Below are 23,771 nucleotides of genomic sequence, written 5' to 3'. Positions count from 1 at the left end.
TCATGTCATTGCGCGAACAGATGTCCTTGTACCGGACGCAGCCGCAGGCGGCGGGCACCGAACCGGCAGGTGCGACGCATTCGTCGGTACGCAACGCATACCAGAAGCTGCGCCGTGAAATTCACCTGGCGGTGCTCGAACGCGTCGAGCTGGAGCGTCTGTCACGCCTGCCGCAGGAACAGGTCCGGCAGGAAATCGCGGCGCTGATCTCGCGCATTCTCGACGAGGGGCGCCTGCCCGCGAACGACATCGAGCGGCGCCAGCTCGCGATCGACGTGTACGACGAAATGTTCGGTTTCGGCCCGCTGGAGGCGCTGCTGCGCGACCCCGGCATTTCCGACATCCTCGTGAATACCTATCGGCAGGTTTATGTCGAGCGCAGCGGTCAGCTCGAACTGACCGACGTGACGTTCTACGACGACGCGCACCTGATGAAGGTGATCGAGAAGATCGTGTCGCGCGTCGGGCGCCGCATCGACGAATCGACGCCGATGGTCGACGCGCGTCTGCCGGACGGCTCGCGTGTGAACGCGATCATTCCGCCGTCGGCGATCGACGGGCCGCTGATGTCGATCCGGCGCTTCGCGGTGAACCCGCTGAAGATGGACGACCTCGTGAGTTACCAGAGCCTCACGCCGCCGATGGCGGAATTGCTCGATGCGCTGGCCCAGGCGAAAGTGAACGTGCTCGTGTCGGGTGGCACCGGCAGCGGCAAGACGACGCTGCTCAACATCCTGTCGGGCTTCATTCCGAGAACGGAGCGGATCGTGACGATCGAGGACGCGGCCGAACTGCAACTGCAGCAACCGCACGTGCTGCGGCTCGAAACGCGGCCGCCGAACATCGAGGGCAAGGGCGAGATCACGCAACGCACGCTCGTGCGCAACGCGCTGCGGATGCGGCCGGACCGGATCATTCTCGGCGAAGTGCGCGGCGCGGAAGCGCTCGACATGCTCAATGCGATGAACACCGGCCACGAAGGCTCGCTCGCGACGATCCACGCGAACACGCCGCGCGATGCGCTCACGCGGCTCGAGAACATGATCAGCGTCGGCGGCCTGACGCTGCCGCCGAAGACGATGCGCCAGCAGATCGCGTCGGCGATCTCGGTGGTGGTCCAGGCGACGCGGCTCACCGACGGCAAGCGCAAGATCGTCAGCATCCAGGAGCTGACCGGGATGGAAGGCGACATCATCAACATGCAGGAGATCTTCACCTTCAAGCGCACCGGCATGGATCGCGACGGCACGGTGCGCGGGCACTTCTGCGCGACCGGCGTGCGGCCGAAGTTCGCCGAGCGGCTGCAGGCGTTCGGCATCAACCTGCCGGATTCGCTGTACGACCCGGCGCAGCGCTACGAGACGAAGTGACGACGCGCGGTCGTCTGAATCCGGGGAGGGTCTCATGGACTCGATCTTTTACGGTTTTGTGATTCTCACCTTCGTCGCGGTCGTGCTCGCGATCGAAGGCGTCTATCAATGGTGGAACACGCGCCACGGTGCCGCGGCGCGCCGGATCGAGTCGCGCCTGCGCGCGATGTCGGCCGGCGGCAGCGTGCAGCAGGAGCGGCTGTCGATTCTCAAGAAGCGGATGCTCGACGAGTCGAAACCGTTCGACCGGCTGTTGCTGCGCGTGCCGCGCGTGCAGTCGCTGGACCTGCTGCTGCAGCAATCGGGGCTCGACTGGACAGTTGCGAAACTGGCCGTGCTCAGCGCCGCATTTCCGGTGGTCGCGACGCTGGGCCTGATCGTCACCGCGTTGCCGCTGATCGCCGTGGTGCCGATTGCGCTCGTGACCGCGTGCCTGCCGACAATGTACGTGATGCGGTACCGCAACCGGCGGATGCTCAAGCTCGAGCGCCAACTGCCGGACGTCTGCGACATGATCGCGCGCGCGCTACGCTCCGGCCACTCGTTTACGAGCGCGCTCGGGATGGTCGGCGAGGAGTTTCCCGATCCGATGGGAGGCGAATTCCGGATCACGTTCGACGAGATCAATTACGGCGTATCGCTGCACGATGCGCTGGTGAACCTCGCGACGCGCGTGCCGGCCCACGACCTGCGCTACTTCGTGATCGCGGTGCTGATCCAGCGCGAGACCGGCGGCAACCTGGCCGAACTGCTCGACAGCATCGCAGCGCTGGTTCGCGAGCGCTTCAAGCTGTTCGACAAGGTCCGCGTGCTGTCGGCGGAAGGGCGGCTGTCGGCCTGGATCCTCGGGCTGCTGCCGTTCGGCACCGCGGGCATGATGGCGGTGTTGAACCGGGAGTTTCTGTCGGTGCTCTGGCAGGATCCGGCCGGCATCAAGATGGTTGGCGTGATGCTCGGGTCGATGGCATTCGGCCTGCTGTGGATTCGCCGCATCATCCGGATTCGCGTCTGACGCGTGTCTCAGGCTTCACGAACCGATTCGAGGCTGTCATGCAAAACCTGAGCGTAATACATACCGTGATGCTGGCCGGCTTGTTCATTTTCGTCGCCGGCGGCGTGCTGGTTGCGTTGCTGCTGTTTGCGCCGCGCAACATGGAGCGCCGAATCCAGCAGGCGAGCGGGGCAAGTGTGGGCGTCGGCGCCGGCGCGGACGACGGCGGCGGGCAAACATCGCGCTGGGTCGCGAAACTCGTCGAGCTGTCGCAACCGATTTCCCGGCTGTCGCTGCCGCAGGAGGGCTGGGAGAATTCGCCGCTGCGGATCCGGCTGATGAATGCCGGCTGGCGCGATCCGAACGCGGGCGCGCTTTACTTCGCGGCGAAGACGGTGCTCGCGCTCGCGCTGCCGGGCGCTGCGCTGCTGGCGCTCGCCACGACCCGGCTCGCGGATCAACGCATGCTGCTGTCGATCATCCTCGTCGCGCTTGCCGGGCTCGGTTACTACGTGCCGAACGTGATCCTCTCGAGGCGGATCGCGACGCGTCAGCGGGTGATCTTCGAGGACTTCCCGGATGCGCTGGACTTGCTGACCGTATGCGTCGAGGCAGGGCTCGGGCTCGATGCGGCGCTGATGAGGGTGAGCGAGGAACTGCGCTTTCGCAGCGAAGTGGTCGCGGGCGAGCTCGACTTGCTGCTGCTCGAGATGCGTTCCGGGTTCACGAAGGAAACCGCGCTGCGCAATTTCGCACTGCGGACCGGCGTCGAGGACATCGAATCGTTCTGCGCGATGCTGATCCAGGCCGATCGCTTCGGCACGAGCATCGCCGAATCGCTGCGCGTGCTCTCGGACATGCTGCGCACGCGGCGGCGGATGCGGGCCGAGGAGCGCGCCGCGAAGATTGCGCTGAAGCTGCTGTTCCCGCTGATCTTCTGCATCTTCCCGGCGCTGATGTGCGTGTTGCTGGGGCCGGCCATGATTCACGTGTATCGCGTGCTGCTGCCGACCTTCACTGGCGTCGGGCACTGAGCGCGGCGCGGAACGCCGCGCGAAACGGATTTGCGTGCCGGCACGGCATCACCCGTCGACCGGCACGCTCACCGTCTTCATGGGAGGCTCCTTCTCCCCCCCGGGCTGCGTCGCGAGACAGGTCGATCATAGCGGCGTCAACGCAACCCGGACCCATGGTCGACCCTGGATACAGCCGTAGTCCACTGCCCGCGCGGGTGGCCCCCTACGGCTGACCTCGAACGCAGCCGCGGCCGCGCGCCGGCCGGACTGAAAGCCGATCCGAAGCGATCGGTCCGCACGGCGCATGCTGCCCGAAATTCCCCTTGAAATCCCCGGTTCGAATTCCTAGGATTATTCAAAATCAGGCTTGAATGACGGTGCGAACGGGACGATTGACCCGCATCCCGGATAGATCGAACACAACACCTGAAAATCAAGCGACTGCCCGACGATACGGAAAACAGGCCAGTCATCCACGATCAAGGCCGGGGGAATCATGACCGAACATACTGCGCGACGCACACGGCCTGACGCTTCATCGAGCAGGCGCACATCCGTGTGGAGCGAACCCGCGAGGCCGCCGGGCATCGTTGCGCATCCTCTACCTCCCGATTCCTGACAGCCGGCGCGCCCCCAGGCGCGCCCTGAACGCCGCTTTCTCACCGATACCCTGCGCATCGGCGCCCGCGCGCCCAGGCCCGCATGCGGCCGGCGGGGCGACGCGCGTCGCGCAGTCGACGGACCGACATAACAATTCGAACGAGGGACGCAGCATGGCCATCCATGTGCCTGTGACACGCCGGACGTTTCTGAAGCTCGCGGGTAGCGGCGCCGTCGTCGCCGTTTCGGTCACCCATTTGCCGGCCGTCGTGCTCGCCGCCGGCGAGACGCAGGCCGATGCGAACGGCCCGAACTGGGCGCCCGCGCCCGGCAAGGCGCGCTGGCGCATCGACGGCATGCCGAAGGTAACGGGCCAGAAGATCTATGCGCGCGACTTCAAGTCCCGCGACTTCGTCGGCTGGCCGCAGCAGGAAAACTGGCTCTATGCGCTGCGCTGCGACCGCGTCGACGCCGTGTACCAAGGCTACGACCTCGGCGTGCTGCCGCCGGAACTGCGACCCATCGCCGTCGTCGACAACGCATTGCTGAGCGCGCGCCGGATTCCGCTGGCACCGGAACCCGATCCGATCGCGAACCAGGACATCTACTGGCTCGCGCGGGCCGGCTATCCGGCGGACTGCTACGGGCAACCGGCCGCGCTGCTGATCTTCGAGAACTTCGACGTCTATCGCCGCGCGAAGAAACTGCTCGACTTCAATCGCGGCGTGATCCGCTACGGCGCGCCGGTCGGCCCGGGCCAGGCCGCACCGGTCGTGCCGTATGCGCCCGTGACCCTCTACGTGCGCGACGACGAACGACGGTTCAGCTACGTCGACAACTACCAGACCGACAGCAACGGCAAGCCGACCGCGAAGTACCTGGAGGAGCGCGAGGCGGCGGTCGCCAACATCGACGCGACGATTGCCCGCAATGTGGCCGCCGGCACGTGGATCGGCGTTCGGGCGACCGGCGACGACGGCTTCGAGACGCCGGCGATGGACCCGATGTTCATGGAGCCCGAGGCGGGACTCGCATGGTACGACGCGTCGGCCGCGACAATCAGCCTCGTGCTCGGCACGCAATCGGCGAACGACGATGCGACCGGCGCGTGCGCGCTGTTCGACGGCAGCGACGTCGCGGTCAAGGCGGCGCATGTGATCGCGTGCTACCCGGGCGGCGGCTTCGGCGGGCGCGACAAGTCCTATTTCCCGCTGTATCTGGCGCTGGCGGCACCGTTCGCGAAGGGTGCGCTGCGCTGGCAGCAGTCGCGCTACGAACAATTCCAGGTCGGCCTGAAACGCTGCGAGACGCAGTTTTCCGAATCGCTGTGGTTCGACCGTCGCGGCAAGCTCGAAGCGATCACCTGCGATTTCCTGATGAATGGCGGCGGGAAGAAGAACCTGTCGCCGTACGTTGCGCAGCTTGCCGCATTGAGCGCGATGAGCTGCTACGAGATCCCGCGCGCACGCGCGCAGGCCGCATCGACCTACACGCGGGAAGTCTTCGGTGGGTCGCAGCGCGGCTTCGGCGGGCCGCAGGCGTTCATGGCGATCGAGACGCTGATGGACGAGGCCGCGCGCCAGCTCGGCCTGTCGCCGTTCGAGATCCGGCGCGCCAATCTGCTCGGCACGGCGCCCGGTCCCGGCAAGGGACGCGCGATCACGGGTGCACCGATCCTGTTCGACCTGCAGCTCGACGCGCTGCTCGACCGGCTCGAGCGTCATCCGCTATGGCTCGAGCGCGAGCAGGCGCGTGCCGAGCGCAACGTACGCAACCTCCGCTACGGCGTCGGTCTCGCGATGGCGAACGAGGCGTACGGCACCTCCGGCGACGGGATGTTCGGGATGGTGCAGATCCTGCCCGACAGCAGCCTGCGCGTGGTCACGCCGTATACCGACATGGGCAACGGCGCGGCCACGACGCTCGGTCTCGCGCCGGCCGAATTTCTCGGGCAAAACGCGCAAACGATTGCGATGAGCGAGATCGGACCGTTCAACGCGCTTGGGCTCAACCCGAAGGCCAAGCCGAGCGATCCGAAGTGGGTGCGCTACAACTATGGTTCGTCGAGCGCGTGCCTCGGCGCATTCCATCAGTACCATGCGGTGAAGGGCGCCGCGCAGGCGCTGTTTCTGCAAAGCGTGCTGCCGGCCGCGCGTGCGTGGTGGGGCGTGCCCGTACGGGCCGAGGACGTGCGCTGGGTCGATCGTGCGCTCGTCGCGAACGGCCTCGCGCCGATTGCGTGGCCGGCGCTGCTCGGCACGATCAGGAAGCTGGGCCTGCAGACGGTCGCGGCCGTGCATGCGAGCTATGCCGGGTACTTCTGGAAGGGCACCTATCCGTTCGCGTCCGGCAGTGCGCAGATCGACTACGACTACGTGGCGGTCGGCCTCGACCCGTATCGCCTGGCGCCGCTGCAGCGCGTGCTGCAGCCGCCACCGGTCAATACGACACTCTATGGGCGCACGACCTACGCGCCGTCGGCGACGCTCGTCGCGGTGGCCGTCGATTCGGCGACCGGGCGCGTGAAGGTCGAACGCGTGGTGACGGCCGTGAGCGTCGGCCGGCAGTTGTCGCCGGAACTCGTCGAAGGGCAGTCGCAGGGCGCGGTCGCGATGGGGATCGGCAACGTGCTGACCGAAACCTGTCCGCTGGGGCCCGACGGACCGGGCGGCGGCCGATGGAATCTCGATCGCTACGAGGTCACGCGGCTGCCGGACATCCCCGTGCAGGAACTGATCGCCTTGCCGCCGCCGGCCGGCGATCCGGCGAATGCACGCGGCATTGCGGAAGCGGTGATGTGTCCGATCGCGCCGGCGCTGCTCAATGCGCTCGCGATGGCGACGGGGCGGCGGTTCCGGGTGACGCCCGTGACGCCGGAGAAGATTCGGGAGGCACTGCAATGAGCAATCCGGTCCGGATGACCATCAACGGCAAGCGCGTCGAAGCAGACGCCGCCGACGGCGACATGAACCTCATCGACTTCCTGCACGAGCGGCGGGACCTGACGGGCACGAAGCTGTGCTGCGGCATCGGCGTGTGCCGCGCGTGCACGGTCGGCGTGCGCAACGCGCCCGATGCACCGATGGAAAAGACACTGTCGTGCTCGACGCCGGTCAGCGCGATGGCGGACATGCACGTGTACACGATCGAAGGGCTCGCGCAGGGCGGTGCGCTGTCGCCGCTGCAGCAGAGCTTTCTCGAGTCGTTCGCGTTCCAGTGCGGCTACTGCGCGTCGGGCTTCCTGATGGCCGCGACCGCGATGCTCGACCATCTGCGCGCGCAGCCGGTGCACGAGCGCGATCTGGACGCGATGATCGAAACCTGGGTCGGCGGCAACATCTGCCGGTGCACCGGCTACGTCAAGTACATCGAGGCCATTCGCAAGGTGGCACTGCGCTACACGAAGGGGGCGGCATGACGACGAGAACCTGCGTCGCCGCGCTGGCGACATTGCTGGCCGTGCAGGTTGCGCCGGTCGCGCTCGCGGCGGACGACGGCGATGCTTCGCTGCATGCGTATGCGCAGCAGTGCACCGACGAAATCGGCGAGATTCCCGCGTTCGACTGCAACGCCGGCACCGATGTGCCGATCACCGTCAACGGCCGCGTGCCCGTGCGCTATGCGGCGCACATGACGTGCGATCGCCCGGCGCTGCTGCCGTATGACGCGCCGACGTCCGGGCAGTGCACGCCGTATTCGAAGATCCTCGACCTGTCCCACGGCGACACGCAGATCTCGGCGTTTTGCCGTCGCAAGCAGATCCGCGCGAACCGCAGTCCGTATTACGACGAAGTCGACATCGTGCTGCACCATGCGGGCAACGGCAAGACCTGCTGGTTCCATGCGGAGAAGGGCGGCACGGCCGGCATGAACGCAGCGCGCGTGCCGCCGCCGAACGAGACGACGCCGCCGCCCGGCCATCCGTCCGCGGCCGAGTTCTGGTGGAAGCCGGCCGCGACCGCGACGAAGCGCTGCGTATCCTGTCACGATGCGAGCCCGGTCATGTACAGCCCGTGGATCGGGCAGGTATGGAACAAGGTGCCGACCGATCCGTGGGGCAAGTACGTGAATCTCGGCGCCGACTTCGCGTCGTGGACATCGCATGCGATCAGCACGCCCGGCAATACCTGCATCGGCTGTCACCGGATCGGCGACCAGAACAGCTGCAAGATCTACGTGCCGCTCGCCGCCGGGCTGCTGCCGCCGCCGAAAGGCAGCAACGCGCGCGCGAGCCGGTATCCGCTGACGCACTGGATGCCGATCGACAACAACAAGAGCCTCTACGAATGGAATGCGGCCAACGCGAAGTCGGTGAGCGACCTGCTCGAATGCTGTTCGGCGCGCGGCAAGAACGATCCGAAGTGCAGCTTCACGCCGGCCGCGCAGGCGGCGAAATAGGCCGCGCGCGATTCGCCGTACCGGCGTGTCACGACCGCCCCTCGCCCGGTGCGTCCGCTGCCTTGCCGAGTTCGCCCACGATGATCCGCGCGGCCACGTTGGCCGGTGCGCGGCCGTCGGGGCCGGCCATTCCGAGAGCCAACGGACACGCGTCTGCGCGCCGAACGCGTGTCTCTCGTTCGTGATGCGAGATCGGCCGGCGTCGCCGGCCGGCGTCGCCGGCCGGGATTGCGCGTCACTGAAAGTGATGCACGTACCGCAGCACCATCCGCGTGCCCTGCGGCCGGTTGCGCGCATGGACTTCGAAATACGCGTTGAACATCAGGTGATCCTGCGGCGAGAAGCTGACCATCGCGCCCGGCCCGATCGCGAGCACGGCTTCGCGCGTGCCGGAAACGTCCTGCCCGTTCGCCTTCATGTCGGTGGTCTGGCGCAGCCAGTAACCATTCAGTCCCAGTCGCAACCCGGGGCGCACTTCATACTCGGTCGCGAAGTTCGCGTGCACGGCCTGACCGGCCTGCGTCGAGCTCACGTCGGGCCCGAGCGCGGTCGCCGGCGCGTGATTGGTCGCATTCCACAGATAGTGCAGCCGCCATGACACGGTCCACTTCGGCGTGACCCAGAACGTCGCGGCCCAGTACGGATCGAACGACCAGAAATGGCTGCCCGGATTGATCGCGAGCGCCGGATCGTATGCACCTGTCGGCGCGATGAACTGGAATTCCACCCGCTGTGCGAAGCGCGGGCCCCGCGCGCCCATCACCGGATCGAACTGGATGAACGGGCCGACCAGCAGGTCGCCGAACCCGGCACGGGAATTCAGCGCGACGTTGCCGATCCCGTCGTTCGCATGCACGGCCGCCACCCACGGCAGGATCACGTCGAGCCCGGGATGCATGCCGCCGAACGTCAGCGGCGACTGGTAGACGAGCTGGCTCAGCCCTGCGAACAGGTCGATGTCCTGCTTCGGCAGCCCGACCTTGTTGCCGGCATTGTCGTTGATGCGGCCGGCCGTGTAGTACTCGAGATACTGCGTGCCGTACCAGCCGGAGCCTGCCGGCGGCATCCCGTCGAGGAAACTGGTCATCCCGAGGTTGACCGACGGCAGGTCGGTCACATGGGCCGGCGCGTGTCCGGTCAGGCCGGCGAACACGAGGCCCGCGATTGCAAGCAGGCGAGAGCCGCATTTCATCATCACCACCTCCTGAATATTTATATGTATGACTAATCAAATGGTGCGAGAAAGATCGGGATGTGCCGAGATCGCGCGATACTGGCCCGCATGGAACACGAGCGGCGCATGGCCGTTCGTATCGAATGCCTCGATCTGACCGATGAACAGCAGGTGGTCGCCGCCTTCGTAATGGCCGACGTTGCGGCACACGAAACGTGCGCTCGAGCCGTCGAGGCAGGGCACGCCGCCTGCAGCGGCGTCCACGTGCGGCACGCCGTCGAACTTGTCGGCGCACGGCGTCGCGAAACGGCGCGACAGCTCGATCTGGTCGTGCGCGAGGATGTTGATCGCGAAGTGCGTGGCCGCGACGAAATCGGGGCGGCTCGGTGCGACCTTGCGCAGGCTCCACAGCACGAGCGGCGGGTCGAGCGACAGCGACGAGAACGAATTGGCGGTGAGGCCGACCTTGCGCCCGTCCGGCGAGCGCGTGGTGATCACGGTGACGCCGGTAGGAAACTGCCCGAATGCGGCGCGCAATTGCAGCGGGTCAAGGGCCGGACTGCAGGAAGCGGTGGTGTCCATGTCGCTTACTCCGAACGTGCGGCGTGTTCGCGGATCAGCGCCGCGCAGGCCGACGGCTCGAACCACCACGGCGCGAACTGGCGCGGGTCGTCGAAGCCGTCGACGATCGTTGCGGCCAGCGTCGGCCGCTGGCCGGCGGCGCCGAGCAGTTCGAGAATGTGCGGCGGCGGCGGGGTGAGCAGCGAGTTGGTCCAGCGCACGACGTGCTGCGCATAGGCCCAGTAGCGTTCGAACGTGTCGTGCATCCAGCCTTCGTCGAACGGCGCGGCTTCGCGCGCGAGGATCGCGTCGCCGTACACCTTCGCGCATTTCGCCGCATTGTTCGAGCCCTGGCCGGTGATCGGATCGTTGACGACCACCGCATCGGCCATGCCGAACACGGTGCGGCCCGACGGCAGGCGGAAGAACGGCTTGCGCACGGTCGGCGTGAAGCGCCCGGACAGCGTGCCGTTCGGATCGGTGAGCTCGACGTCGCGGCAGCGTTCGAACTCCCACGGCACATACTGCTGCAGGAACGACAGGCTGCGGTCGAGATGCTGCTCGGGTGTCTTCACGTCGGCCCAGCAGTCGAGCGGGCCGCCGGGGATCCCTTCGAACACCATGATTTCGCACGGGCCCGTCGTGGTCAGCGCGGGGAACACGAAGTATTCGCCGATGCCGGGCAGCAGGTTGAAGCGCACGCGCGAATACGGCTGGCTCGGCGTCATGCCTTTTACGTAGGTGAGGGCCAGCGCGCGTTGCGGGCGCTCGAACGCGCTGCGCGCGTCGTCGCGGCCCAGCAGGTTGACGATGTCGCCCTTGCCGGCCGCGAGCAGCACGAGGTCGTGGGTGCGCGCGAGGTCCTCGAGTTCGGGCACGCCGACGTCGCAGATGCGCACGTCGGCGCCACGGCGCCGGATCGCGTCGAGCCAGTCGGCCATTTTCACGCGCTGGTCGACCGATTGCGCATAGCGGGTCAGCCGCGACGACCAGTCGATCGCCTTGCGGCCGTTGCCGCCCGGATGCGGCACCGCGATACCGATGCCTTCGACGGACGGGCACGCTTCTTCCCAGTGGTTCAGGCCGAGATCGCGCTCGATCTGCAGCGCGGTATGGAACATGCACTGGCTCGACATGACCTTGCCGGCGCGGATCTGTTCCGCGTCGCGGTTGGTCGCGAGCGTGACGTGATAGCCCTGGTCGAGCAGCGTGAAGGCGAGTTGCAGGCCGGACTGGCCGGCACCGACGATGGCGATGCGTTTCATGATAAAATCCTTGGTAGAACGAATTACGTGAGTCGTGACGTGGACGAAGGAAGCGGCGCGGGTTATTCCGCCAGTCGCGGAATCGCCGGCACTGCCTGCTCGGGGCCCATCGCTGAATAGCCGCCGTCCACCGCGTAGTCGGCGCCTGTCACGAAGCTCGCCGCGTCGCTGCACAGGAACGTGACGACCTGCGCGACTTCCGACGGATCGCCGACGCGGCCGAGCAGATGAAACGGCGCGGCCACGCGGTCGGTCTTCGCGCGGTCGCCGTGCGTCAGCTCGTCCATCACGCGCGACCACGTCCATCCCGGCGACACCGAGTTGACACGAATCCGGTCGGCGGCGAGATCCATCGCCATGCTGCGCGTGAGCTGGCGCATCGCGGCCTTCGAGGTCGGGTAGAGCCAGCGGCCGGTCTGCGCGCACTGCGCGGAGATCGAACTGAAGTTCACGATCGCGCCGCCGCCGCGCCGCGTCAGGTACGGATGAACGGCCTTGACCAGCATCGCGGCCGACACGACGTTGACGTCCATCGCCGCGAGCCAGTCGCGGCGCGTGGCCTGGATGCCGTTGTCGACGTAGCTGCACGCCAGGTTGATCAGCAGGTCGATCGAGCCGAAGCGTTCGGCGACGGCCGACACCGCGCGTTCGATCGCGCGGTCGTCGGTGATGTCGGTCGCGATGAACATCCCGCGTTCGCCGAGCGTATCGGCGACGCGCGCGCCGTTTTCCGCGTCGAGGTCGAGGATCGCGACGCACGCGCCGGCGCGGCTCAGGTCCTGCGCGACGGCGGCGCCGATCAGCGTGGCGCCGCCGGTGACGATCGCGACTTTGCCAGCAAGGGCAGTCATGGGGTGTCTCCTGGAATGATTGAATGAAGGCGGCGCGCGTCCGACGCGTCACCTGCGTATCCGCCGGCAATCACGCGCTGTCGTGCCAGCGCTGCATCAGCCCATTCGACGGCACGGTTTCGTCGAGCAGCTTGCGCGCCGTTTCGATACCGGCGACGGGCAGCCCGGCCGCGTCCAGCAGGCCGATCTGCACGAGCACGCTCGCCTGGTCCCAATAGATGTGTTCGTGATACAGCTTGTCGCCGCGGAACTTGACGATCGCGACGAGCGGGATCTCGACGCGCTTGCCGGTCGGCGCGACGCCGGGCAGCATCCAGTCGATCTCGGTCGTATGCGTGAAGCAGAACAGCAGTTCGTCGACGATCTGGCTCGCGCCGATCGTGCGCGAGATCGGCGAGATCGGCGTGATCGTCGTGTCGGGCGGGTTCGCATGCACGAAGTGATGCGTGTAGAAGCGCCTGAGCTCGTCGTAGCCGACGCCGCCCGTCAGCGTCGGGATATGGTTCACGTAAGGCTGCGCGACCATCGTGTCCATCGTCGCGTCGACGTTGCGCGTGTCGAATTCGTGCCGCAGATGTTCTTCCCACAGTGTGGACAGATCGTAGTGCGGGCCGAGCGCCGCGCGGAACGCGGCGATCGTGCGCTGGTGCGCCATGACCGCGGCCGCCTTGTCGAAATGATCGCCGCCGATGCGCGCGAAGGCATGATCGACGCCCGGGTACACGTACACTTCGACGCCGTCGCGCCCCGCCAGCGCCGCGGCGATGCGCTGCTGCGCGTCGGGCGGGCAGAAGCGGTCCTGCGCGGCGATCTGCAGCACGAGCCGGCCGTGCAGATGAGCGGCCTCGTCGAGCGCCTGCTCGATCCCCACGCCGTAATAGCTGACGGCGGCGGCCACGTCCGGCAGCCGGCACGCGGCGAGATACGCGAGCTTGCCGCCGAGGCAGTAGCCGAGCACGCCGGCCTTGCCGGTGCATTCCGGCCGTTGTGTCAGCACGGCCAGTGCGGCGGCGACGTCCTCGACGCCCTTGTTTTCGTCGTACTCGCGGTACAGCGCCATCGCGCGCTCGAAGTCGGCCGCGGTGTAACCGAGTTCGATGCCGGGGGCCTGACGCCAGAACAGGTCGGGCACGAGCACCGTATAGCCTTCCTCGGCGTAATAGTCGGCCACGTCGCGCATCGTCGCGTTCGCGCCGAAGATTTCGTGACACAGCACGATGCCCGGCCCGGTGCCGCCGGCCGGCGTGCTCAGGTATGCGCGAAACGCCCCGCCGTCCGGCGACGGGATCTCGATATGTTGTCCTTGCATGGGTCCCTCCATCCTGTTCGTGGCTTGCATGGATCCAGTATTGGCGGACGAAACGCGCGCTTCTATCCGCTTTCTTCGGCCGGTATCCGCGAATTCCGGAAACCTGCGGATCGGCCCGTCGCGCCGGGGCCGGAACGCGGTGCACTGCGGGTATGTGCGGATGCGGAAGTCCCGCACAGTTTTCTACGATTCGCGAACGGTCCGCTTCTTGCGTCAGGTGCGCAGGGCTTGCGTAGGGTGACGACGCGGACTGTCCGGATACGCCGGATGCTATCCGGATCGTGCGACGGGAATCCCGGGATCGGGAATGCGTGCACCGCGCAAGTGCGATCGAGCACGACGGGAGAACTTCGATGGGGCAAATTTCCGGAACGGGCTGGCTGGGCGACGCCGCCTGTTTCAATCACGACACGCTGCTGCTGCAGTCGAACGATCTCGACGAGGTGCGCGCGCGCGTGGCAGACGTGTTCAAGCCGCATCGGCTCACGCTGACCGGCGATTCGCGTGCGCTGCACAGCTGCATGCACCATGCGCGCTGGGGCAACCTGTCGCTGAATCTGCTCGATTACGGTGGCGAGGTGTCGATCGAACCGGGGCCGCTCGAACACTTCTACCTGTTGCAGATTCCGCTGCGCGGCGACGCCGAGATCGAATGCGGCGCGACGCGTTTCGTGTCGTCGCCCGATACCGCGTCGCTGCTGTCGCCGACGCTGCCGCTCAGGATGCGGTGGGGCGAGGCGTGCCCGCAAGCGATCCTGCGCATCGAGCGCGAGGTGATGGAGCGGCATGCGCAGCGGCATTTCGGCGACCACCGGCGTGTGCCGGTGGAGTTCGAGCCGGAATTCAGCCTGTCGTCGCAGCAGGGCGCGTGTCTCGCGCAAATGCTGCCGATGCTCGCCGACGCGATCGCGACGGACGGGCATCCGCTGCGCCATCCGCTCGCGTTCGAGCAACTCGAATCGACGCTGCTCAATCTGTTGCTGTACGGCCACCCGAACAGCGCACGCAACGGCACACGGCCCGCGCCGGCACCGCTCGCGCCGTTCTATGTGCGGCGCGTCGAGGAATACATCCGCGCGCATCTCGACGAGCCGCTGACGATCGAACGGCTCGCCGAACTCGCGGGCGTCAGCCCGAGCACGCTGTTCGCCGGATTCCGCAATCGGCACGGCATCACGCCGATGGCATTCGTGCGCCAGTTGCGGCTGCAACATGTGCGCGACGAACTGCTCGACGAGGCGACACCGGGGCTCGCGTCGGTGACGGACATCGCGCTGAAATGGGGCTTCGCGCACCTCGGGCGGTTCGCGATCGACTACAAGCGCGCGTTCGGGGAATCGCCGTCGGCCACGCTCCGGATGCGGCGCGTGCGGTGCTGACGGTTGCACCGGCAACGCAGGCTCGAGGTTGAAAGTCTGGCACATGCGTGAAGCGCGGGCTTGACGCATGTCATGAACGCGGACGATGCCACTGCGCCGCGTAGGGGCACGCCCCATCGCTGGCGTCACGGGTCTAGGATGAATGACGTCATCCTGGATTGCCGGAGGCGCACATGAAAATCAGCGAACCGATGCGGGCCCCGTCGGCGCCCGATACGCTGCCGTTGCTGCAGCTTGGCCTGCGGCCCTTCTATCTGGCCGGCGCGCTGTTCGCGAGCCTTGCCGTCGCGGTGTGGCTCGCGGCCTGGCACGGCGTGCCCGCCGCCGGGCGCGGCGGTGCGATGACGGGGCTCATGTGGCATGTGCACGAGATGATCTTCGGCTTCGTCGCCGCGATCGTCGTCGGCTTCCTGCTGACCGCCACGCGGGCCTGGACGTCGCGCGAAACGTTGCGCGGCCCCGCGCTCGCCGCGCTGTGGCTGCTTTGGCTGGCGGGGCGCGTGCTCGTCTGGTCGGGGCCGGCGATGCTCGCGGCCGTCGTCGACGCGCTGTTCCTGCCGGTGACGGCCGTCGTGCTGTTGCGCGTGCTGATTTCGGCGAGGAACCGGCACAACGTGTTCCTGCCGGTCGCGCTGCTGCTGTTCGGCGCGTTGAACGCGCTGTTCCATGCCTGCGTGATGACGGGGCGGGCCGATCTCGCGCTGCGTGCCGCGTACGCGGCGACGGGGCTCGTCGTGTTCTTCGTCGCGGTGATCACCGGCCGCATCGTGCCGATGTTCACGATGAACGCGATTCCCGGCTTCACGATTCGCCGGTTCAGGATCGTGGACGCGCTCGCGGCCCCCGCCGTCGCGCTGACGCTGTTCGCGGACGCGCTCGGTGCGCCCGCTACGCTGCTGATCGTCGCTGCGCTCGCCACCGCCGTGCTGCATGCATGGCGCCTCGCGGGATGGCATTCATGGCGCGTCGGCAAGCGGCCGATCGTGTGGATCCTGCACGTGTCCTGTCTGTGGATTCCGGCCGGCTTCGTGCTGCTCGCGCTGTCGTGCGCCGGCGTGGTCGCGCATTCGCTCGCCGTGCATGCGTTGACCGTCGGCGCGATCGGCGGGGCGATCATCGCGATGATCACGCGCACGGCGCTCGGCCACACGGGGCGCATGCTCGTCGCGGGCCCGTGGGAGCAGCTGTGTTACTGGCTGGTGATCGGTGCGGCCGTGATCCGCGTGTTCGGGCCGCTCATTCCCGGCGTGCCGTACGCGGTCTGGCTCGATGTGTCGGGTGCGTGCTGGATCGTCGCGTTCTTGGCATACACGGTGCATTACGCGCCGGTGCTGATGTCGCCGCGCGCCGATGGTCGCCAGGATTGACGCTCGCGCGTGGTCGGATTGGCGGCGCGAGAGCGTGCGGCACAGCCGCGGAAGCCGCGGACCCGCATTGCGCGCCGGACAGGAGATGGCGTGACGATGACCGTTGCCGGTCCGATTGCGGAGGGGGCGGAGAATGCGTCGCGCCGGCAAGCATCGCGGCTTGCCGGCGGCATCGCGCGAGGAGACCGGTTGCGGCAGCCGCAATGGCCTCCTTGCGCGTGTTTCAGAAATGCACGACGGTCCGGATGGACTTGCCTTCGTGCATCAGGTCGAACGCTTCGTTGATGCCGGTGAGCGGCTTCGTGTGCGTGACGAACGGTGCCAGCTGGATCGTGCCGGCCATCGCTTCCTCGACCATGCCCGGCAGTTCGGAGCGGCCCTTGACGCCGCCGAATGCCGTGCCCAGCCAGCGGCGACCGGTGACGAGCTGGAACGGGCGCGTCGAGATTTCCTGGCCGGCGCCCGCGACGCCGATGACGACGGACTGGCCCCAGCCGCGGTGCGCGCATTCGAGCGCGGCGCGCATCACGTTGACGTTGCCGATGCACTCGAAGCTGTGGTCGACGCCCCAGCCGGTCATTTCGACGATCACCTGCTGGATGGGCTTGGCGTGATCTTTCGGGTTGACGCAATCGGTGGCGCCGAACACGCGCGCGAGGTCGAACTTGCCGGGGTTGGTGTCGATCGCGATGATGCGGCCGGCCTTCGCGAGCTTGGCGCCCTGGATCACCGCGAGACCGATGCCGCCGAGGCCGAACACGGCCACGGTGTCGCCTTCCTGCACCTTGGCCGTGTTCTTCACCGCGCCCAGGCCGGTCGTGACGCCGCAACCCAGCAGGCAGACCTGCTCCGGATTCGCCTGCGGGTTGATCTTCGCGAGCGACACTTCGGCGACGACCGTGTATTCGCTGAACGTCGAGCAGCCCATGTAGTGGTAGATCGGCTGGCCGTTGTAGCTGAAACGCGTGGTGCCGTCGGGCATCACGCCCTTGCCCTGGGTGGCGCGCACCGACACGCACAGATTGGTCTTGCCGCTCTTGCAGAACAGGCACTCGCCGCATTCGGCGGTGTACAGCGGAATGACGTGGTCGCCGGGCTTGACGCTCGTCACGCCTTCGCCGACTTCCACCACGATGCCGGCGCCTTCATGGCCCAGCACGGCGGGAAAGATGCCTTCCGGATCGTCGCCCGACAGCGTGAAGGCGTCGGTGTGACACACGCCGGTATGCGTGATCTTGACGAGCACTTCGCCCTTGCGGGGCGGTTCGACGTCGATTTCGACGATCTGCAGCGGCTTACCCGCCTCGAATGCAACTGCGGCACGTGATTTCATGGCAATCCTGATAAAAAAATCAACGAATGGATCGGACGTCGACGATCCCGCATCGGTCAGCGCAAGTAGGACCGAACGAGGGTCACGATATCGTCGATCGATCCGGACGCGGGCCGCGGGGCGTCCGCGAGCTGGGTGAATTCCTCGCGCAAATGGCTTTCGAGCACGCCGGCCATCACGCCGTTGATCGCGCCGCGGATGGCAGCCAGTTGCTGAAGTATCGGACCACAGTCCGCTCCCTCCTCGAGCGCCTGCTCGAGCGCGTTCAGTTGCCCGCGAACACGGCGCACGCGGGTCAGGACGCGTTTCTTTTCTTCGGGGGAATGCGGCATGGGATAGGTGGATTCCTGATACTGGGGGGCAGTATAGAACATTGCGGCGCGGAGGTATACGAGATCATTCCCGGGGGGGCGGCACGGCGGGCGTCGAGCGGGAATGGAAAGCGCAGTCAGCCGGCTGGATGAGTCGCGGTTGCGGCGCCGCCGCGGTTCCCGCTGGCGCCGTTCGCCGTCAGATCAACAGCGCAAGCGTGCGGAACAGCGCGAGATCCTCTTTGCGTGCCGACCGCGCATGCCGCCGGATCGTGTGCAGCAGGCAGTCGATGAAGCAGCGCGCGGCATCGCTCAGCGTGCTGCTGCGACGCGTGACGATGCCGAGTTCGCTCGGCTCGAAGGTCTCCTGCAGCGACAGCACGCGCATCCGCTCGCCGAACGGCGGCACCGCCGCGAGGATCGTCGGGCACCACGTGCACATGCCGGCCTGTTCGAGCATGGTCTGCAGCATCGCGACCGACTGCGCGCGCACGATGCGCCGTTCGTCGATCCGCGCGCCGTGCCGCGTGAACAGATAGTCGACGAGCGCGGCCTGGCCGTCGGCCGACGAATTCAGCACCCAGTCGCATTCGAGCAGGTCGTGCACCGACTTCGCGCGCTCATGCGGATGCCCGGCGCGCACCATGACCGATGTGTCGTAGCGCAGCAGCGGCTCGAATGCGAATTCCTGCGCGCCGCTGCCGGGCTGCACGTGGCCGAGCGCGAAATCCATGCTGCCGTCGCGCAGCAGCGGTTGCGCGACGGCCATCAGCGCCTCGTAGAGCTCGAGGCGCACGTCGGGCATCCGTTCGCGAAACTGCAGCACGGTTTCCGCGAGGAACGTCATCGTCAGCCACGGCGTGACGCCGACGCTCAGCCGCCCCTCGACGCGCCCGCGCAGCCGTTCGAGATCGCTTTGCGCATGCTCGAGCTGCTTGAGCACGAGTTTCGCGTGCGTGAGCAGGGTCTTCCCGTATTCGGTGAAGCCGATGCCTTCCGGCGCGCGCACCAGCAGCGGCAGGCGCTCGCTGGCCTCCAGCTCGCGCAGCGCGCGCGTGACGGCCGCCTGCGACAGGCCGAGCGTGCGCGCCGCGCCGCGGATGCTCCCGGCCTCCGCGCTCGCGACGAGCGCCTGCAGTTGATGCAGCTTGATCGTGCTCATGGTGCCGAGGGGTGCGATACCTGACAACGAAAGGTTGTCATCATAACGAAACTGCGGCTGTTCGCCGGTTTTTTCGCTGCCTACGATCTCGCCACGATCCGCCGTTCCGGCGATCGGCAACCGGCACGCATCGAGGAGTAACGGGGTTGGATCGAACACGCATTCCGCCTGAAATGGCGGCCATCGAGACGGAGATGATCGCGCTGCGCCGGCGGCTGCACGCGCATCCGGAGCTCGGTTTCGAGGAACACGCGACGAGTGAGCTCGTCGCCGACTACCTGACAACATGGGGTTATCGGGTCACGCGCGGCCTCGGCGGCACCGGCGTGGTCGGCACGCTCATGCACGGCGCCGGGAAGCGGCTCGGGCTGCGCGCGGACATGGATGCACTGCCGATCCGCGAGACGACCGGACTGCCGCATGCGAGTCGGCACGACGGCGTGATGCACGCGTGCGGCCACGACGGCCACACGGCGATGCTGCTCGCGGCGGCCCGCTGCCTGGCCGAGCGCGGACGCTTCAGCGGCACGCTGAACCTGATTTTCCAGCCGGCGGAGGAAGGGCTCGGCGGCGCGAAGCGGATGCTCGACGACGGGCTGTTCACCCGGTTCCCGTGCGATGCCGTGTTCGCGATGCATAACGTGCCGGGCCTGCCGGCCGGCGTGCTCGGCTTCTGCGACGGCCCGGCGATGGCGTCGGCCGACGAGGTGCGCGTGCGCGTGACCGGGCGCGGCGGCCATGGCGCCGCGCCGCATACGACGATCGATCCGGTGGTCGTGTGCGCGTCGATCGTGATGGCGCTGCAGACGGTCGTGTCACGCAACGTGAATCCGCAGGAACTGGCGATCGTCACGACCGGCTCGATCCACGCGGGCACCGCATCGAACGTGATTCCGCCCCATGCGGATCTCGAACTGAGCGTGCGTGCGCTGTCGCCGGACGTGCGCGCGCTGCTCGAACGGCGCATTCGCGCGATCGTGCACGGCCAGGCCGGCAGCTATGGCGCGACGGCCGAGATCGACTATCGCCACGGCTATCCGGTGCTCGTCAATCACGCGGCGGAAACGGCGTTCGCCCGTGACGTGGCGCGCGAATGGGGCGGCGACGACGCACTGATTCCGCATCTGCGGCCGATCGCGGCGAGCGAGGATTTCGCATTCATGCTCGACGCGTGCCCGGGCAGCTACCTGTCGATCGGCAACGGCGACGGCGCGGCCGGCTGCGGGCTGCACAACCCCGGCTACGACTTCAACGATGCGTGCCTCGCGACGGGCGCGAGCTACTGGATCGCGCTCGCCGAGCGCTACCTCGCATGAAGCGGGCGGACGGATTCGCTTCACCTTCAACGATGGAAACTAGGAGACTGGCAATGAAACAATGGATGGCGGCGCTCGCGGTGGCGCTGACGGCAACGACGGTGGCAGCCGGCGCGCATGCCGGCGACTGGACGGGCAAGGAGATCCGCCTCGCGGTCGATCCCACGTACCCGCCGCTCGAATACAAGCAGCCCGACGGCTCGCTGACCGGCTTCGGGATCGACATCACGAACGCGTTGTGCGCGGAGCTGCATGCGCGCTGCGTGTGGGTCGAGTCGAGTTTCGACGGGATGATTCCGGGGCTGCTCGCACGCAAGTTCGACGTGATCGCGTCGTCGATGACGATCACGCCGAAGCGGATGCAGCAGATCGCGTTCACGAACCGGATCTCGAATGCGCCGGCGCGGCTGATCGCGCGCAAGGGTTCGCCGCTGCTGCCGACGGCTGCGTCGCTGAAGGGCAAGCGGATCGGCGTCGAGCAGGGCTCCGCGCAGGCCGACTATGCGATCGCGAACTGGCAGCCGGCCGGCGTGCAGATCGAGTCGTACCAGAACCAGGACCAGGTCTATGCCGATCTCGTGACGGGGCGGCTCGACGCGGCGTTCCAGGCATCGATCGCGGCCAGCGACGGCTTCCTGAAGAAGCCGCAGGGCAAGGACTTCATGTTCGTCGGCGCGGCGATCGACGACGCGAAATATTTCGGGCAGGGCGACGGCCTCGGGCTGCGCAAGCAGGACACCGACCTGCGCGACGCGTTCAACCGCGCGCTGGCGACGATCCTCGCGAACGGCACGTATCAGCGGATCAACCGCAAGTACTTCGACTTCGACATCTACGGCACGAAGTAAGCAGCACCGACCCGTATCGAGCGGGTAGGGATCATCATATCAATAAGGAAAACGAATGAACTGGAGATTGTTTTTCGTCGCGATGCCGGCACTCTGCGCGGCGCCGGCCTTCGCACAAGGCAGCGTCACGCTGTACGGGCTGATCGATGCGGGCATCGACTATACGAACAACGTCGGCGGCCACGCTGCGTGGCAGATGGCGAGCGGCTTCGCGCAGGGCAGCCGCTGGGGGCTGAAGGGTACCGAGGATCTCGGCGGCGGCTACAGCGCGCTGTTCCAGATCGAGAACGGTTTCAACGTGAACAGCGGCACGCTCGCGCAGGGCGGCCGCATGTTCGGGCGGCAGGCTTACGTCGGGCTCGGCAGTGCGCGCTTCGGCACGCTGACGCTCGGCCGGCAATATGACTCGGTCGTCGACTATCTCGCGCCGACGACCGCGAACGGCAGCTGGGGCGTCTATCCGTTCTCGCATCCGCTCGACAACGACAACACCGGCAACACGTTCCGCGTGAACAACACGGTCAAGTACGCGAGCCCGGATTTTGCCGGCTTCTCGTTCGGCGGCACGTACAGCTTCAGCAACGACACCGGGTTCGCGAACAACCGGCAGTGGAGCGTCGGCGCACAGTACGAGCAGGGCGGCCTGCTCGTCGGCGCGGCGTTCCTGAATGCGGACAACCCGGGCGCGACCGCCGGCGGCGCGATCGCGGGCTCGGGGTCGGTCGGAGCGGATGCGAACTTCGCATCCGCGCGGTTGCGGATCTTCGGGGCCGGGATCAACTACACGGCAGGGCCCGCGACGATCGGGTTCGCGTACACGAACAGCAACGTGACGCGGCCGACCGCGAACGTCGGCTACCTGTTCGGCGACGAGACGATCGAACCCGTCACGGGGCCGCTTTCGGGCGGCACGGTTACGGCGATCAAGTACCAGAACTTCGAAGTGAACGGCAAGTACCAGTTCACGCCGGCGTTCTTTGTCGGCGCGCAGTATGTGTATACGACCGTGCGCTATGACGCGACCACGGGGAGCGCGAAACCGAAGATCCATTCGATCGGGCTGATGGCCGACTACAACCTGTCGAAGCGCACCGACGTCTACCTGATGGGCGCGTACCAGCGGGTGGCGGGCGATGCGACCGGCTCGTCGCTCGATCAGGCGGTTATCCCGGGGGCGGCCGATCTGTCGTCGACGTCGAAGCAGTTGATGGTGCATGCGGGGATCCGTCACAAGTTCTGATGGAACCGGGCGGGAGGGGGGCGGCGGCGTGCCGGCGCGTCAGCCCGGCGCCGCCCCCGTCGATTCCCGCACGACGAGTTCCGGCGCCCCGATCGTATGCACGGCCGCGGCCGGCTCGATCCCGTCGATCATGTCGAGCGTCAGCGCGATCGCCCGCGCGGCGATCTGCGACGTCGGGAACCGCACCGTCGTCAGCGCGGGGCGGAACTGATGGGCGAGCTGGATATCGGTCATGCCGACCACCGACAGATCGGCCGGCACGCGCAGGCCGAGATCGGCGGCCGCCTGCATCGCGCCGATCGCCATCAGGTCGTTGGTCGCGAACAGCGCGGTGAGTCCGGGCTTCGCGCGCAGCAGCGCGGCGGCCGCTTCGTAGCCGCCTTCGATCGAGTCGTGTGCCGACACGGTCGTCAGCGCCTCCGCCGGATGCCCGCGCGCCGCGAGTTCGTCGGCGAAGCCGCGCAGCCGCACCGACTGCGGGCCGCCCGAGCCCTTGCCGACGAGCGCGCCGAACGCGCGATGCCGCAGCCCGGACAGGTGCGCGGCCGCAATCGCGCCCGCCGCCGCGAAATCGACGGTCACGCACGGCAGCGTGCGCGACGCATGCACGTGCTCCCACATGCACAGCACGATCGATGCGCCATGACGTGCGATGTCGGCGAGTTCGGCTTCGGCGAGATCGGTGTTCATCACGATCGCGCCGGCCGCGAGCGTCCCCGCGATCCGCTCGAGGTAGTTGCGCGTGATCGCCGGATCGTCGTCGGTATTGGACACCAGCAGGTAATGGCCGCGCTTGCGCGCCTCGCGCTCGGCGGCGAGCACGAACTCCGGATAGAACGGGTTCGTGATGTTCGACAGCATCAGCGCGAGCGTCGACGTGCGGCCCTCGGCCAGCGCCCGCGCGGTCAGGTTCGGCCGATAGCCGAGTTCGCGGATCGCCGCCATCACGCGTTCGACGGTCGCCGGCTTCACCTTCTGCGGATTGCGCAGCACGTTCGAGACGGTTGCCGCGGTGACGTTCGCGCGCCGTGCGACTTGCGCGAGCGTCACCATGCGCGGCCTCCGGCCGGTCGGTCAACGCTGCACGACGGAAGTGAAGCGGGGGAATGTCTGCTCATATTCTGGGAGTGCGTCCCACACGTTGCACAGGGACAGGCGATACGCTAATTTCTCGACACATCAGATGAAGGAGACGACATGGTAAGGCGAACCGGGCGAACTGCGCCACCGGAATTTAAGCGGTTAAATTTTTCGACCCGAAGCGCCTGACCCAGGAGAGG

21 protein-coding genes are annotated in these 23,771 nt (G+C 67.3%); 11 read left to right on the top strand and 10 right to left on the bottom strand.

Going from position 1 to position 23,771, the window contains the following annotated elements; genetic code table 11:
- Positions 1–2 precede the first annotated feature (2 nt).
- The 3 genes from DIE22_RS11435 to DIE22_RS11425 are packed head-to-tail and all read left to right on the top strand — an operon-like array spanning position 3 to position 3,395.
- On the top strand, positions 3–1,370 hold the full coding sequence (locus DIE22_RS11435) for a CpaF family protein (protein WP_124605122.1): 1,368 nt from the start codon (positions 3–5) through the stop codon (positions 1,368–1,370).
- A 34-nt stretch (positions 1,371–1,404) separates the two neighbouring features.
- Positions 1,405–2,382, top strand: a complete 978-nt coding sequence (locus tag DIE22_RS11430) for a type II secretion system F family protein (RefSeq protein WP_124605121.1) — start codon at positions 1,405–1,407, stop codon at positions 2,380–2,382.
- A gap of 38 nt (positions 2,383–2,420) precedes the next feature.
- Entirely contained in the window at positions 2,421–3,395 is a 975-nt protein-coding gene (locus DIE22_RS11425) for a type II secretion system F family protein (protein ID WP_124497405.1), read from the top strand.
- Between the two features lie 333 nt (positions 3,396–3,728).
- On the opposite strand, the gene DIE22_RS11420 is transcribed toward DIE22_RS11425, so the two are convergent.
- A complete protein-coding gene (locus DIE22_RS11420; RefSeq protein ID WP_124605120.1) occupies positions 3,729–3,965 on the bottom strand; it encodes a hypothetical protein in 237 nt (78 codons plus the stop codon).
- Between the two features lie 185 nt (positions 3,966–4,150).
- Here DIE22_RS11420 and DIE22_RS11415 point away from each other — a divergent pair, with 185 nt between their 5' ends.
- From DIE22_RS11415 to DIE22_RS11405, 3 genes are read left to right on the top strand one after another with little or no spacing between them, the layout of a single operon-like run.
- A complete protein-coding gene (locus DIE22_RS11415; protein ID WP_124605119.1) occupies positions 4,151–6,880 on the top strand; it encodes a xanthine dehydrogenase family protein molybdopterin-binding subunit in 2,730 nt (909 codons plus the stop codon).
- A complete protein-coding gene (locus DIE22_RS11410; RefSeq protein ID WP_124497407.1) occupies positions 6,877–7,395 on the top strand; it encodes a (2Fe-2S)-binding protein in 519 nt (172 codons plus the stop codon). Before DIE22_RS11415 ends, DIE22_RS11410 begins: the two co-directional genes overlap by 4 nt.
- Positions 7,392–8,375 carry a hypothetical protein gene (locus DIE22_RS11405; protein WP_124605118.1) on the top strand — a complete coding sequence of 328 codons (984 nt, stop codon included), beginning with the start codon at positions 7,392–7,394 and terminating at the stop codon, positions 8,373–8,375. The genes DIE22_RS11410 and DIE22_RS11405 overlap by 4 nt, the downstream gene beginning before the upstream one ends.
- 235 nt (positions 8,376–8,610) lie before the next feature.
- On the opposite strand, the gene DIE22_RS11400 is transcribed toward DIE22_RS11405, so the two are convergent.
- The 5 genes from DIE22_RS11400 to DIE22_RS11380 form a co-directional block, all read right to left on the bottom strand.
- The gene (locus DIE22_RS11400) at positions 8,611–9,570 is read right to left on the bottom strand and encodes a transporter (protein WP_124605117.1); all 960 of its coding nucleotides are present in this window, start codon (positions 9,568–9,570) and stop codon (positions 8,611–8,613) included.
- 33 nt (positions 9,571–9,603) lie between these two features.
- Complete coding sequence (locus tag DIE22_RS11395; RefSeq protein ID WP_124497410.1) at positions 9,604–10,131, bottom strand: flavin reductase family protein; 528 nt, start codon at positions 10,129–10,131, stop codon at positions 9,604–9,606.
- Between the two features lie 5 nt (positions 10,132–10,136).
- Positions 10,137–11,375: a styrene monooxygenase/indole monooxygenase family protein gene (locus DIE22_RS11390; protein WP_124497411.1), complete on the bottom strand. Its 1,239-nt coding sequence runs from the start codon at positions 11,373–11,375 to the stop codon at positions 10,137–10,139.
- Positions 11,376–11,437: 62 nt separating this feature from the next.
- A complete protein-coding gene (locus tag DIE22_RS11385) occupies positions 11,438–12,226 on the bottom strand; it encodes an SDR family oxidoreductase (RefSeq protein ID WP_124497412.1) in 789 nt (262 codons plus the stop codon).
- A 70-nt stretch (positions 12,227–12,296) separates the two neighbouring features.
- Positions 12,297–13,535, bottom strand: a complete 1,239-nt coding sequence (locus DIE22_RS11380) for a dienelactone hydrolase family protein (RefSeq protein WP_124605116.1) — start codon at positions 13,533–13,535, stop codon at positions 12,297–12,299.
- Between the two features lie 353 nt (positions 13,536–13,888).
- Here DIE22_RS11380 and DIE22_RS11375 point away from each other — a divergent pair, with 353 nt between their 5' ends.
- Both DIE22_RS11375 and DIE22_RS11370 read left to right on the top strand, forming a co-directional pair.
- Positions 13,889–14,914 carry an AraC family transcriptional regulator gene (locus DIE22_RS11375; RefSeq protein WP_124497414.1) on the top strand — a complete coding sequence of 342 codons (1,026 nt, stop codon included), beginning with the start codon at positions 13,889–13,891 and terminating at the stop codon, positions 14,912–14,914.
- Between the two features lie 173 nt (positions 14,915–15,087).
- The gene (locus tag DIE22_RS11370) at positions 15,088–16,281 is read left to right on the top strand and encodes an NnrS family protein (RefSeq protein WP_124605115.1); all 1,194 of its coding nucleotides are present in this window, start codon (positions 15,088–15,090) and stop codon (positions 16,279–16,281) included.
- 223 nt (positions 16,282–16,504) lie between these two features.
- Here DIE22_RS11370 and DIE22_RS11365 read toward each other — a convergent pair whose 3' ends face one another.
- From DIE22_RS11365 to DIE22_RS11355, 3 genes are all read right to left on the bottom strand, one after another.
- Complete coding sequence (locus DIE22_RS11365; RefSeq protein WP_124497416.1) at positions 16,505–17,614, bottom strand: S-(hydroxymethyl)glutathione dehydrogenase/class III alcohol dehydrogenase; 1,110 nt, start codon at positions 17,612–17,614, stop codon at positions 16,505–16,507.
- 56 nt (positions 17,615–17,670) lie between these two features.
- A complete protein-coding gene (gene frmR / locus DIE22_RS11360; protein ID WP_124497469.1) occupies positions 17,671–17,946 on the bottom strand; it encodes a formaldehyde-responsive transcriptional repressor FrmR in 276 nt (91 codons plus the stop codon).
- 178 nt (positions 17,947–18,124) lie between these two features.
- Positions 18,125–19,087: a LysR substrate-binding domain-containing protein gene (locus tag DIE22_RS11355; RefSeq protein ID WP_124497417.1), complete on the bottom strand. Its 963-nt coding sequence runs from the start codon at positions 19,085–19,087 to the stop codon at positions 18,125–18,127.
- A 146-nt stretch (positions 19,088–19,233) separates the two neighbouring features.
- Between DIE22_RS11355 and DIE22_RS11350 the strand changes: the two genes are divergently transcribed.
- From DIE22_RS11350 to DIE22_RS11340, 3 genes are read left to right on the top strand one after another with little or no spacing between them, the layout of a single operon-like run.
- Complete coding sequence (locus tag DIE22_RS11350; protein ID WP_124605114.1) at positions 19,234–20,403, top strand: M20 aminoacylase family protein; 1,170 nt, start codon at positions 19,234–19,236, stop codon at positions 20,401–20,403.
- Between the two features lie 53 nt (positions 20,404–20,456).
- Complete coding sequence (locus DIE22_RS11345; RefSeq protein ID WP_124497419.1) at positions 20,457–21,251, top strand: ABC transporter substrate-binding protein; 795 nt, start codon at positions 20,457–20,459, stop codon at positions 21,249–21,251.
- 55 nt (positions 21,252–21,306) lie between these two features.
- Positions 21,307–22,491 carry a porin gene (locus tag DIE22_RS11340; RefSeq protein ID WP_124605113.1) on the top strand — a complete coding sequence of 395 codons (1,185 nt, stop codon included), beginning with the start codon at positions 21,307–21,309 and terminating at the stop codon, positions 22,489–22,491.
- A 39-nt stretch (positions 22,492–22,530) separates the two neighbouring features.
- Here the strand turns inward: DIE22_RS11340 and DIE22_RS11335 are convergent, their stop codons facing one another.
- Positions 22,531–23,544: a LacI family DNA-binding transcriptional regulator gene (locus DIE22_RS11335; RefSeq protein WP_124497421.1), complete on the bottom strand. Its 1,014-nt coding sequence runs from the start codon at positions 23,542–23,544 to the stop codon at positions 22,531–22,533.
- Positions 23,545–23,771 lie beyond the last annotated feature (227 nt).

Source organism: Burkholderia sp. Bp9142, assembly GCF_003853415.1.
In the GTDB taxonomy this organism is placed as follows: domain Bacteria; phylum Pseudomonadota; class Gammaproteobacteria; order Burkholderiales; family Burkholderiaceae; genus Burkholderia.
The sequence above is the reverse complement of the archived record's forward strand: the minus strand, read 5'-3'. Positions and strand labels throughout refer to the sequence as shown.